Genomic DNA, 12,038 nt, shown 5'->3' on the forward strand with positions numbered 1-12,038 from the left:
ATTTTGATCATTTAAGTAGTATTCAGAAAATTATATCGATAATTTGATCATCTATGTATATGTTACTTAACGATTCATGCGGATAGATGTATTTGTAATGTCAAAATCGAGAATCTGGGTTTGTGTGAGATATTGATATTTATATTGCCTCGGTGATCGCGGGTGCCCTCGGTTATGCCTGCGTCTCTACCCCGATACGGATCCACAAAACGCAACCGGTTGCGCGTTTGAGCGGTTCGAATATCTCCACTCTCGTCTCCATACCATTCCGGGATCGCTGCGTGTTTTCACGCCGCGCGTGCTGCGTCCACGCTCGCGCAATTGCGCCAAGACCTCCCGGACATCCCGACCCCACCAGGATTATTCCGAGAGCGGCGTGCCGTAAGGGCATGTTGCCGCGTTTCTAGAGGCAGCTGTCCACTCGCGAAAGCGGTTTGCGACGGCCAGGAGGGCTTGCACTCGATCGAGGCCTGGCATGCAAGAACCCATTCTCAAACGGCCCGCCGTCCTGTTGGGATCGGCGTCCTCGGGAGGAACGATCGCGGCCGTGCGCCACCTCGCCGGCTACGGCATCGGCGCCAATGTCATCGTCGATCACCACTTCTGCCCGGCCGGATGGTCGCGCTGCGCCGGGCGCCGCTATGCGGCGCCGGTCGAAAGCGACAGCATGCGCTATCTCGACCGGCTGCTCGCGATCGGCAAGTCCGATCCCGGTCAGGTGCTGCTGCCGACCTCCGACGAGCTGGTCTGGCTTTACAGTTCAAACGCGCCGCTCCTCGCGCGCTATTTCCGGCTGTACCAGCCGCCGATCGAGACGATCAGGCGCATCCTCGACAAGGCGCTGCTCGAACAGGCCGCAACGAGCGCCGGCGTTGCTGTCCTGCCGAGCTGGGACCCGCAGAACCTGGATGAGCTGGCCGAATGGGCGCCGCACCTTCCCTATCCGGTCCTGATCAAGCCGCGGACCCATGTCCACCGCCTGCGCAACGACAAGGGTGTCGTCGTGCATTCGGCGGAAGAGCTCCTCGCGGAATATCCACGCTTCCTCGCCCGCGAGCGGTACCGCTTCGACGAAACGCCGCGCGAGCCCGGCTCGGTGCGGCCGGTGATCCAGAAATTCGTCGAGATCGGGCGCGAAGGCGTGGTTTCCATCTCCGGCTTCATCGGGCGCAGCGCGGATGTGTTCGTGACCCGGCGCTCGACCAAGATCCTCCAGCGGTCACGGCCGGTGGGGGTCGGCGTGTGCTACGAGTCGCGCCCGGCCGACCCCGCATTGTCGCAGGCTGTCCATCGCCTGTGCCGCGAGCTCGACTATTTCGGACTGTTCGAGGTCGAGTTCATCCTGCACGACGGCGCCTGGGCGATCATCGATTTCAATCCGCGCCTGTTCAACCAGATCGGCCTCGATCTGCGCCGCGGGCTACCTCTGCCGCTGCTGGCCTATCTGGACGCGCTCGGCGAAGCCGAAGCCCTTCGAAGCCTCGCGGCCGAGGCGCAAGATGAGAACCCGGCCGAGAAGGTCGTCTTCTGCGACAACTTCACCCTTCATGCGATCCTTCTGGCGCAAACGCTCTGCATGCGGGCGCGCCTCGGGGATCTCGCGCATTGGCGCAGCTGGGCTCGGCAGAACCGCGCGCATATGGTCCATTTCGCCTCCGATCCCAGCGACCCCATGCCGGGGATCGTCCATATTCTGTCCGAGCTCTATCTCGGATTTCGGGCGGCGCCGCGGTTCGTGCGGACCATGCTTCCGTCTTCTCCCCTGGTCGCGCGCGGGCTGTGACGATGGGCAAGCAACTCGTGGCGATCATCGGCGGCGGACCTTACGGGCTCTCGCTTGCGAGCCATCTCGCGGCCCGCAATGTCCCGCACCGGATCTTCGGCCAACCCATGGCCTTCTGGAGCCAGATCGCCCGCGCCGGATCCCGGCGCTACCTTAAATCCTATTGCTTCGGGACGAACATCTCGTCGCCGCAACCGGGCTCGACCTTCGCCGATTACAACGAGCCGCGTGGCCTGGAGACGTTCGAGCCCTGCTCCATCGCGAATTTCGCCGAATACGGCCTTTGGTTTCAGGAGCGGCATGTCGATTGGATCGAGCCCGTCGATGTCGCGAATGTCTCCCGGCGGGGACAGGGTTACCTCCTGACGCTCAGCAATGGTGACGCGGTCGAGGCATCGGATGTCATCGTCGCCACGGGGCTGGCGAACTTCGCAAAGATGCCGCACGCCTTGCGAGCGCTGCCCGGCGCCCTTGCCACGCACACCGCCAGGGTCGACAGCTTCGCTGCTTTCCAGGGTCTCGAGGTCGCCGTCCTCGGCTCCGGCCAGTCCTCCCTCGAAGCGGCCGCGCTGCTCCATGAAGCCGGCGCGTCGCCGCGCTTGCTGATCCGCAAGCCATCCACTCTTTGGATGACCCGCGGGAGCCGCACACCGACGCTCTGGCAGCGGATCCGCTGGCCGGTCTCGGCGCTGGGCGGCAGTCCGAAAGCATGGGCCCTGACGCAGTTGCCCGGCGCGTTCCATCGGCTGCCGGCCTGCGGGCGCGCGCTCTTCCTCAGGAACTTCCTGCCGCCCGAGGGCGCATGGTGGCTGCGCGAGCGGGTCGAGGCGCTCGTGCCGGTCGAATACGATACCAGCGTGGTTGCGGGGCAGGCGATCGGCAATCGCGTGTCGCTGCGCTTGCGGGGCGCGGACAAGCAGGATCGCGAATTGCTCGTCGACCGGGTGATCGCTGGCACCGGCTACGAGGTGAATGTCGAGCGCATCCCGTTTCTGGCGCCCGAATTGCGCAGCGCCATTGCCCGGCAAGGCTGCGCGCCACGGCTCGATGCATCCTTCCAGTCTTCCGTCCGGGGGCTGCGCTTCGCCGGTCCGGCATCGTCGATGAGCTTCGGCCCGGTGTTCCGCTTCGTCGCCGGGGCGGAGTACACGGCGCGCACGATCGCGGCGGCCTTGTCCCGAACGGCCATGGCCCGCGCATGAACGCCGCGGGCCTGCCGCTCATCGTCCTGCCGGGCGCGAGCGGCCACGCGCCGGATTGCGCACCATTCTGCGCCGGGCCGTCGGACCGGGATCGCGTCATTGCGCTGCGCTATCCAAACTGGCGGAATTCCGTCGATGCCGACCTCACCGGAGAGGCCCTGGTCGATGCTTTCGCGGCGGAGATTATGGGTCGCGTCCCGCAGATGCCGGTCGTTCTGCTCGGCGTGTCGATCGGCGGCCATTTCGCCTATGCGACCGCGCTCCGTCTCGAGAGCCTTGGGCGCACCGTCGCGGGTTTGTGCATCATCGATTCCGGGAGCATCACGGCGGCACGATCGGCGCAGTGGAAGGCGCGCCTCGCCTCCCACGCGGCCGATCTTCTGCGGCGCGGGCGCCCGGGCGCACTGGTGCTCCACGCCCGGCATCTCGCCTGGCGCGGCCTGTTTCGCCTCGCCGGAGATGGATTGCCCGTGCTCGCGCGCGAGCACGCTGCGCCGCTTCATCGGATCGGCACGATCGATCCGGCATTCGCGGAAGAGCTGAGCATGCGGCTCCGGATCCGCATGACCGCAGCATGGATGCGCAACCTCGACGATCGCCCCACGCCTCTGCATGCCCCGGCGGCTCTGCTGCGTACTGCCGCGACGGCGGCGAATGACGGTCTTTGGCGCAAGCGCTGCCCCGAGCTTCGCATCATCGACCTTCCCGGCAACCATGAGACGCTGTTCGAGGCCGAGAACGCCGCCGCGTTGCGCGCCGCCTTTCTCGCGGCGACCGCGGAGTGGAGCGACGCCGATCACGTACTTCATTGATGCGTCGGAGTTGGAGTATCGCAGTCGTTTATAGAAAAATTGGCGTGCATTTCTCTATAATACAGAAATTATACTTAGAATTTACGAGCTGATGATTTCCATGAGGTCGCTTTAGGCGACGATTTGTGAGAATTATACGCGATAACGCATGGGTATAGTTTTGTTATCGTATCCGATGGGCGCGCGGCGATCTACGCCGTCCGGTCCGCGAATCTTCGCGCGGCGGCCGCGAGCAAGCCCGCTCCCAGCAAGGCCGAAGCGATCGAGGCCGCGAAGACCGCGATCTTGGCTGCGGCGAAATCGCCGGGATCAGTGAAGGCCTGGCCGGCGATGAAGAGCGACATGGTGAAGCCGATGCCGGCGAGCGCGCTTGCTCCGGCGAGCTGGAGCCAGGAATATTCGGCAGGCTTGAGCGCGACGCCGAGGCGGACGGCGAGGGCGGCTGCTCCGAGCATGCCGAGCGGCTTGCCGAGGACCAGCCCAGCCGCGATCGCGAGCACCAGCATCCCGCGTCCCTCGAGGACGTCCGGCGCGATGACGACGCCGGCATTGGCCAGGGCGAAGAGCGGCAGCACGAGATAGCTCGACCGGGCGCCGGCATGGCGCAGCAGCCGGTCGGCCGGCGATTCCAGGCGGTCATGGATCGCGTCGAGCGCGCGCAGGGCGGGGGTCGATGGGCCGTGCCGCAGCACCTCGCCGCCATGGGCCGCTTCGCCCAGCATGATCGAGTTGGCCTGCGCCGTGAGGGCGGCGAGATTGGCCGGCGGCCGGGTCGGGATGAACAGCGCCAGCACGACGCCGGCGAGCGTCGCGTGCAGCCCTCCGGCATGGACGCAAGCCCAGAGCGCGAGGCCGATCAGCGCATAGGGCGCGACGCGATAGACATGCGCGCGGTTGAGGGCGGCAAGCCCGCCGGTTAGGACGAGTGCGGCGATCAGGTAGCCGAGCTGGAGCTTGCCCGAATAGAACAGCGCGACCACGACGATCGCCCCGATGTCGTCGACGATGGCGGCGGCGGTGAGGAAGATGCGCAGCTCGATCGGCACCCGCGAGCCCATCATGACGATGATGGCGATGGCGAAGGCGGTGTCGGTCGCCATCGGCACGCCCCAGCCATGGGACCAGGGCCCGCCTGGCAGGACGAGGATGTACAGCAATGCCGGGACGACCATGCCGCCGATCGCGCCGGCGATGGGGAGCGCGGCGGAACGCCGTCCGGCGAGATGGCCGACGGTGAACTCGCGCTTGATCTCCAGGCCGACGACCAGGAAGAAGATCGTGAGCAGGCCGTCATTCACCCAGTGCTGGAGCGACATGCCGAAGCGGGCATCGCCGAAAGAGAGCGCCGCCTCGCGATGCCAGAAGGCCTCGAAGCCCGGCCCCAGCGGCGAATTCGTCAGTGCGATGGCGAGGACGGTTGCGAGCAGCAGCAGGATGCCGGCCGAAGGGCCCCAGCTCGCGAAATCGAGCGCGGCGGTGCGGAAGCGATGGCCGAGCGTCCCCAGCATCGCATCGAGGAAGGAACTCTCGTCCCAGGGGCCGTCATAGCGGCGCTCGTTGATGAAGAATGTCGGGGTGAAGCGCACGCCGCTGGCATGGGAGCTTTCGATGTCGGATTCGACGCGGGCGGCGGCCTGCTGCGCCTCCTGCGCGGCTTGATCGGGAGCCTGCTCGGCGAGGCCGAGATCGCGGGCGACCGCCTCGAGATCGTCCTCGGTCAGCACCTGCGAGCGCGTCATCAGCTTGACGTGCGCGTCCCAGAACTGCTCGGCGGTCCGCGCGCGTTCGACGAGCTCGGCGGCGCGCAGCGCGATGTCGCTGTCGGTCAGAGGCCGGTGACGGAAGACATAGCGCACGCGTTCGCCGAGCTGGTCGCGGATTTCGGCGATGCGCTCATTGGCAGCCCGGCAATGGGGGCAGGCGTAGCTGCCATATTCGACGAGCGTGATCTGCGCGCGGCCGGGGCCGAGGACGTGATCGGCTGCGTCGTCGACCGGGCGGTCCAGACGGTTGGCAATCGCGGCCTGCGACATTCCTGTGATTCCCTGTTTCCCGGCGGAACGCTCGACGAGACACCAGCATCGGCTTTCCGAGGCAAGCGGCTTCCCGGCCATGGTAGCCGCAGCATCCGGCCCACGTCAGCACCGGGTGTCGCAGATGTGCGATGCCGGCCGGATCGAGCCGATCTGCGCTGTGGAGAGAATGTGGACTCCCGCTGGATGCGCCGGGGCGATTTACACTCCGTTAACCATTCCCTCGATACACCGAAGCAACCGAAAATTTACCAAGATGACCGACGTGTTAACTCAACCCCGGCCTATCCGCCTCAAGGGGCGGTCCTATCTCGCGCTGACGCTGACCCCGGAGCAGCCCTTCGAGGACTGGCTGGCGCGGCTCGACGATCTGGCCTCCCGCTCCGCCGGCTTCTTCCTGCGGCGACCCGTGGTGCTCGACGTTTCCGGCCTGGAGATAGACCGCGCTGAGTTGCGGGAGCTCGTCGGCAAGCTCGGCTCACGCCAGGTGCGGATCATGGGGATCGAGGGCGCGTCCCCGTCGCTGCTCGGCTCGGACCTGCCGCCGGCCATGGCCGATGGGCGCCCCACCTCGGATTTCGAGGCCCCGGTCGCAGCCGAGAGCCCCAAGGCCGATGCCGTCGCCAGCAGCGAGCCGGTCGCGCCGCAGCTGCCGAAGGCCGTGCCGTCCATCATCGTCACGCAGCCGGTGCGCTCGGGGCAGTCGCTGGTCTTCCTGGAAGGCGACGTGACCGTCATCGGCTCGGTCGCATCGGGAGCGGAGATCGTCGCGGGCGGCTCGGTCCATGTCTACGGCACCCTGCGCGGACGGGCGATGGCCGGCACGATGGGCAACGGCGCGGCACGCATCTTCTGCCGCAAGCTCGAGGCGGAGCTGATCGCCATCGACGGCTACTACAAGACGGCGGAGGACATGGAGCCCGGGCTCCGCGGCAAATCCGTCCAGATCTGGCTCGAGAACGAAGCGTTCAAGGTCGAAGCGCTCGCCTGAGCCGCAGGCATCAACATTCAAAGGAGCGGTCAATGGGCAAGGTCATCGTGGTCACATCGGGCAAGGGCGGCGTCGGCAAGACGACCTCCTCCGCCGCGCTGGGCGCTGCACTCGCACAGGGCGGCGAGAAGGTCGTCGTGATCGATTTCGACGTCGGCCTGCGCAATCTCGACCTCGTCATGGGCGCCGAAAGGCGCGTGGTCTACGACATCGTCAACGTCATCCAGGGCGAGGCCAAGCTGACGCAGGCGCTGATCCGCGACAAACGGGTCGAGACGCTCTATCTGCTGCCGGCCTCGCAGACGCGCGACAAGGACAATCTGACGGCCGAGGGCGTCGCGGCGGTGATCGGCGCGCTGAAGCAGAGCTTCGACTGGGTCATCTGCGACAGCCCGGCCGGCATCGAGCGCGGGGCGACGCTGGCCATGCGCCATGCGGACATCGCTATCGTCGTGACCAATCCGGAAGTCTCCTCGGTGCGCGATTCCGACCGCATCATCGGCCTGCTCGACTCCAAGACGCTGAGGGCCGAGAACGGCGAGCGCGTCGAGAAGCACCTGCTGCTCACCCGCTACGACCCCGCCCGCGCGGAGCGCGGCGACATGCTGAAGGTGGACGACGTCCTCGAGATCCTGTCGATCCCCCTGCTGGGCATCATCCCGGAGAGCATGGACGTGCTGCGCGCCTCCAATATCGGCTCGCCCGTCACGCTTGCAGACGACCGCAGCGCGCCGGCGATCGCCTATTTCGAGGCCGTGCGCCGGCTTAAGGGAGAAAGCCTCCCGGTCGCGATCCCCGGCGAGAAGCGAGGCTTCTTCGGCAAGTTCTTCGGAAGGAAAGCGGCATGAATCTGCTCCGTCTTTTCTCCCGCTCGCCATCGGCTCCGGCAGCTCGCGAGCGACTGCAGGTCCTGCTGGCGCATGAGCGCGCCGCCGTCGGCGATTCCGACCTCGTCACCAAGCTGCGCGACGAAATCCTGCGCGCCATCTCGAAGCACATGCAGGTCGATGACGAGAAGGTCACCGTCAGGATGGAGCGCGGCGCCCAGGTCTCGACGCTGGCCGTCGACATCGAGATCCCGTTCGACGCGGGCAAGAAGGCGGCCTGAGGGCCGCCTTTCACACATCGCGGCCTCAGGGCTTCCTCAGGCGACGACGAAGCCGTGGGCGAAGGGGTCGCGGTCGTCGATGAAGATGGTGTTGTAGCCGGTCATCCGGGCCCAGCCGGCGACGGAGGGGATGATGGCCTCGCGGTTCGCCACCGTCGCCGCCGCCTCGACGCGGCCCTTGAACAGCGATCCGATGATCGATTCGTGCACGAACTCGTCGCCGACCTTGAGCTTTCCCTTGGCGGCGAGCTGCGCCATGCGGGCCGAGGTGCCGGTGCCGCAGGGCGAACGGTCGATCGCCTTCTCGCCGTAGAACACGGCGTTGCGGGCATGGGCTTCCGGCTTGGTCGCCTGGCCGGTCCACAGGATGTGGCGGAGGCCCGTGATCTCGGGGTGTTCCGGGTGGACGAACTCGTATTTGGCGTTGAGCGCGGCGCGCAGCCTCGGTGACCAGCCGACCAACTCGCCGGCGGTGTGGTCGGCGATGTCGCGGAAGTTCTTCTGCGGATCGACGATGGCGTAGAAATTGCCGCCATAGGCGATGTCGACGACGATCTCGCCGAGGCCTTCGACATCCACGGTCAGTCCCTCGGCATGGAGGAAGCCCGGCACATTGGTCAGGCGGACTTCCTCGACGAAGCGGCCCTCCTGGCGATAGCTGATATCGACCTTGCCGGCAGGGGCGTCGATCGAGAGCCTGCCCGGCTCGCGCGGAGTGATCAGCCCGTTCTCGATGCCCATGGTGATCGTGCCGATGGTGCCGTGGCCGCACATCGGCAGGCAGCCCGAGGTTTCGATGAAAAGCACGGCGACGTCGCAATCGGGCCGGGTCGGCGGGTAGAGGATCGAGCCCGACATCATGTCGTGGCCGCGCGGCTCGAACATCAGGCCGGTGCGGATCCAGTCGAATTCGCGCATGAAATGGGCGCGCTTCTCGAGCATGTTCGCTCCTTCCAGCAGCGGGCCGCCGCCGGAAACGAGGCGCACCGGATTGCCGCAGGTATGGCCGTCGATGCAGGAGAAGGTATGGCTGGCCATGGGATACGCCTCTCAGAAGCGCTGCGGGGAGAAGGGGGTGATGTCGACGGCGGTTGGCCGGTCTGTCAACAGGTCAGCGACGAGCCGGGCGGTGCCAGCCGATTGCGTCAGGCCGAGATGGCCATGGCCGAAGGCATAGATCACACGGGCTGAGGCCCGCGCCCGGCCGATCGCCGGCAGGCTGTCCGGCAGCGAGGGGCGGAAGCCCATCCATTGCACACCGCCCTCGGGGTTGAGGCCCGGCAGGAAGGTTCGGGCCTTGGCCAGCATCGCCTCCGAACGGCGGAAATTCGGCGGCAAATCCAATCCGCCGAGCTCGACGGCACCGCCGACGCGGATGCCGGTCGAAAGCCGAGAGACGACGAAGCCGTGGCCGCCGAAGGTGATTTGTGTGCGCAGGTCGAAGGCGCCGGAGGGCAGGGTGGTGTTGTAGCCGCGCTCGGTTTCGAGCGGGATGCGCTCGCCGAGGCTGCGGGCAATGCGGTGGGAGAAGGCGCCGGCGGCGAGGACGACCCTTGCGGCGTGACGTAGGGCACCGTCACGGGTGCGGATTTCGATGCCGTCGCCTTGCGGCGCCAGACCCACGACGTCCAGCCGCTCGATCGTGCCGCCCTTGCGCTGGAAATGCTCGGCCAGAGCGAGCGTGTAGAGCTTGGGATCGGCGATCGAATACCAGCCCGGCGTGAAGGTGCCGTGGCTGAAGCGCGGTGCGAGGCCGGGCTGGATGTCGGCGATGCCGGCGGCATCGAGGTGGCGGAATTCGATGCCGTGCGCCTCGCGGGCGCGCCAGCCGGGGAGGGAAGCCTTGAGCTCGGCCTCGCCCTCATAGACCTGGAGATTGCCGTCCTTGCGCAGCATGCCGAGCGTGCCGCTCTCGCGCAGGAAGGGTTCGATCTCGGCTTTGGACAGGTCCATCAACGCGGTCTGCGCGGCGGTGGAATGCGCGACGCGGGCGGGCGTGCAGGCTCGCCAGAAGCGGAACATCCAGGGTGCGATCCGCAGCGCATAGGCCGGGGGCACCGAGAGTGGCCCGAGCGGGTCGAGCAGCCATTGCGGCGCCTTGCACAGAATGCCGGGCGAGGCGAGCGGCAGGATGTCTGTGAACGCGAAGGCGCCGGCATTGCCGGCCGAGGCGCCTGCCGCCGGCCCCTCGCGATCCAGCACGACGACGGAGAGGCCGCGCCCCTGCGCCGCGATCGCGGCGGAGAGGCCGACCACGCCGGCGCCTATGACGATGACATCGGGAGCGGCCATCGGGTGGGCGCTGCCGTCAGGCGGCGTGCTTCCGCGCGGCGCCCGGCTGCTTCGACCAATCCGCGTACCAGGCGTCGAAGAGCTTGAGCTGCGTCTCGGCATAGCCGCGCTGGCTGTCGCTCAACGCATCGGTTTCGTTGAAGTGCAGCGCGTATTCCGCATCGCCCTTCAGCACCATCATGTGCTTGAAGAAGAGGACGAGGTCCGGGCCTTCGTCGAAAGAGGAGAGCACGGTCAGCGCCTGCTCCAGCTCCAGCGCGAGCCGGCGCGCCTCGGCATCGCCCTTGGCGGCGGCTTCGGACAGCTTGCAGAGATGGATCACCTCCTTCGGCAGCACATTGCCGATGCCGGTGATCGCGCCAGTGGCGCCGCAATTCACATAGCCGTGGAAGACGGCGGTATCGACGCCGATCATCAGCGAGACGCCGTCGTCGCGGCTGGTGATGTTCTCGGCCGCGTAGCGCATGTCGGCCGGGCCGCCGAATTCCTTGAAGCCGACGAGGTTGGGATGCTCGGCGCGGAGCGCAAAGAACAGCTCGGCGCGGGTGGCGAAGCCGTAATAGGGGCTGTTGTAGATCACCGCCGGCAGGTCGGGGGCAGCGGTGAGGATCGCCTTGAAATGAGCCTTCTGGGCGGCGATGACCGAACCGCGTGAGAGCACGCGCGGGATCACCATCAGGCCCTGGGCGCCGACCTTCTGGGCATGGGCGGCATGGGCGACGGCGGAGGCGGTGTTGACCGCGCCCGTGCCGACGATGACCGGGATGCCGGCCTTCACCAGACGCTCGACGCCTTCCATGCGCTGGGCGTCGGTGAGCAGGGGCCAATCACCCATCGAGCCGCAATAGACCACCGCGGACATGCCCGCGGCGATGAGCTCCTTGCCCTTGCGCACCAGCGCGTCGAAATCGGGCGTGCGGTCCGCCTTGCAGGGCGTCATCAGCGCGGGGATCACGCCGGAGAAAATCTTGGCCTTCATCTCGATCTCCTTCTGGCTGCCGGTCGGCGGAGGCTCGCGCCGCGTCGGAGCGACTCTCCCATGCCCCTTCCTAGCATCTTGCATATTATTTGTCGACAAGAATTCGGGCGAGCGTTCTAGAGCGGGATTTCGAGTCGTTTCTCGCCGACCATAAGCTTCTGAATTTGCTCGACGATCTGCTCGGCATGGGCCTTTCCGAGACGCTCCGCCGCTGCCGTGTCGCGCGTGACGATCGCGGCGATCATCGCCTCGTGCTCATCGACGAATTGCTGCGGCAGCCGGTCGTCATAGGATTGGTAGTAGAGCCTGAGGAAGCGGCGGCCCTCGTCGAGGAGGCGGCTGAACAGGCTGTTGAAATAGGGGTTGCGGCCGGCTTCCGCGATCGCGGCATGGAAGGCGGCGTTGGTCGCGATCATCGCCAGCGCATCCTGTGCCGCGACGGCGGCGGCGAACTCGGCCTGCCGGGCGCGGATCGCCTCGAGATCGGCGGGCCGGTGGTTCTGGGCGGCGAGCTGGGTCGTGACCCGATACATCAGCGTCAGCGCGTCGAAGAAGGGCGCCATGTTGAGGAAGTCGAGATTCGCCACCATGGTCGAGCGGTTCGGCAGCGTGTCGATCAATCCTTCGCCGGCCAGCCGCACCAGCGCCTCGCGGATCGGCGTGCGCGACATCTGGAAGCGCTCGGCGAGCTGCACCTCGTCGATCGGGCTGCCCGGCGGCAGGACGAGGTCGAGGATCTCGTCGCGCAGCAGGTCGTAGACGACTTTGACGCCCGAGCCGCGCTTGCGCTCCGGGGCGGGGGCTGGTGTCTTCGTCGCGCTCATCCACAGTCCTCTTG

Annotated in this window: 11 protein-coding genes; 6 read left to right on the plus strand and 5 right to left on the minus strand. The window is 66.8% G+C overall.

What is annotated here, in order from left to right; translation table 11 throughout:
• Positions 1-547 precede the first annotated feature (547 nt).
• From GY40_RS14945 to GY40_RS14955, 3 genes are read left to right on the plus strand one after another with little or no spacing between them, the layout of a single operon-like run.
• Positions 548-1,783: an ATP-grasp domain-containing protein gene (locus GY40_RS14945; protein WP_248311175.1), complete on the plus strand. Its 1,236-nt coding sequence runs from the start codon at positions 548-550 to the stop codon at positions 1,781-1,783.
• A 2-nt stretch (positions 1,784-1,785) separates the two neighbouring features.
• Positions 1,786-2,985, plus strand: a complete 1,200-nt coding sequence (locus tag GY40_RS14950; RefSeq protein ID WP_038363480.1) for an NAD(P)-binding domain-containing protein — start codon at positions 1,786-1,788, stop codon at positions 2,983-2,985.
• The gene (locus GY40_RS14955; RefSeq protein WP_038363481.1) at positions 2,982-3,797 is read left to right on the plus strand and encodes an alpha/beta hydrolase; all 816 of its coding nucleotides are present in this window, start codon (positions 2,982-2,984) and stop codon (positions 3,795-3,797) included. The genes GY40_RS14950 and GY40_RS14955 overlap by 4 nt, the downstream gene beginning before the upstream one ends.
• A 191-nt stretch (positions 3,798-3,988) precedes the next feature.
• On the opposite strand, the gene nhaA is transcribed toward GY40_RS14955, so the two are convergent.
• Positions 3,989-5,830 (minus strand): Na+/H+ antiporter NhaA, encoded by a 1,842-nt coding sequence (gene nhaA / locus GY40_RS14960; RefSeq protein WP_038363483.1) that lies wholly within the window; start codon positions 5,828-5,830, stop codon positions 3,989-3,991.
• A 256-nt stretch (positions 5,831-6,086) separates the two neighbouring features.
• Here nhaA and minC point away from each other — a divergent pair, with 256 nt between their 5' ends.
• Genes minC through minE form a run of 3 tightly spaced genes read left to right on the plus strand, consistent with a single transcriptional unit; the run spans position 6,087 to position 7,929 of the window.
• Complete coding sequence (minC, locus tag GY40_RS14965) at positions 6,087-6,821, plus strand: septum site-determining protein MinC (protein ID WP_038363485.1); 735 nt, start codon at positions 6,087-6,089, stop codon at positions 6,819-6,821.
• A 32-nt stretch (positions 6,822-6,853) separates the two neighbouring features.
• Positions 6,854-7,669, plus strand: coding sequence for a septum site-determining protein MinD (gene minD / locus GY40_RS14970; RefSeq protein ID WP_038363487.1), 816 nt, complete (start codon positions 6,854-6,856; stop codon positions 7,667-7,669).
• A complete protein-coding gene (gene minE, locus GY40_RS14975; RefSeq protein WP_038363490.1) occupies positions 7,666-7,929 on the plus strand; it encodes a cell division topological specificity factor MinE in 264 nt (87 codons plus the stop codon). Before minD ends, minE begins: the two co-directional genes overlap by 4 nt.
• 36 nt (positions 7,930-7,965) lie before the next feature.
• Here minE and GY40_RS14980 read toward each other — a convergent pair whose 3' ends face one another.
• From GY40_RS14980 to GY40_RS14995, 4 genes are all read right to left on the minus strand, one after another.
• Complete coding sequence (locus GY40_RS14980; RefSeq protein ID WP_038363492.1) at positions 7,966-8,967, minus strand: 4-hydroxyproline epimerase; 1,002 nt, start codon at positions 8,965-8,967, stop codon at positions 7,966-7,968.
• Positions 8,968-8,979: 12 nt separating this feature from the next.
• Positions 8,980-10,221: an NAD(P)/FAD-dependent oxidoreductase gene (locus GY40_RS14985; RefSeq protein ID WP_038363493.1), complete on the minus strand. Its 1,242-nt coding sequence runs from the start codon at positions 10,219-10,221 to the stop codon at positions 8,980-8,982.
• Positions 10,222-10,237: 16 nt separating this feature from the next.
• Positions 10,238-11,200 (minus strand): dihydrodipicolinate synthase family protein, encoded by a 963-nt coding sequence (locus tag GY40_RS14990; protein ID WP_038363494.1) that lies wholly within the window; start codon positions 11,198-11,200, stop codon positions 10,238-10,240.
• A 116-nt stretch (positions 11,201-11,316) separates the two neighbouring features.
• A complete protein-coding gene (locus GY40_RS14995) occupies positions 11,317-12,024 on the minus strand; it encodes a GntR family transcriptional regulator (RefSeq protein ID WP_038363495.1) in 708 nt (235 codons plus the stop codon).
• Positions 12,025-12,038: the final 14 nt, after the last annotated feature.

This window comes from Allobosea sp. UNC402CLCol (genome assembly GCF_000745475.1).
Taxonomy (GTDB): Bacteria; Pseudomonadota; Alphaproteobacteria; order Rhizobiales; family Beijerinckiaceae; genus Allobosea; species Allobosea spartocytisi.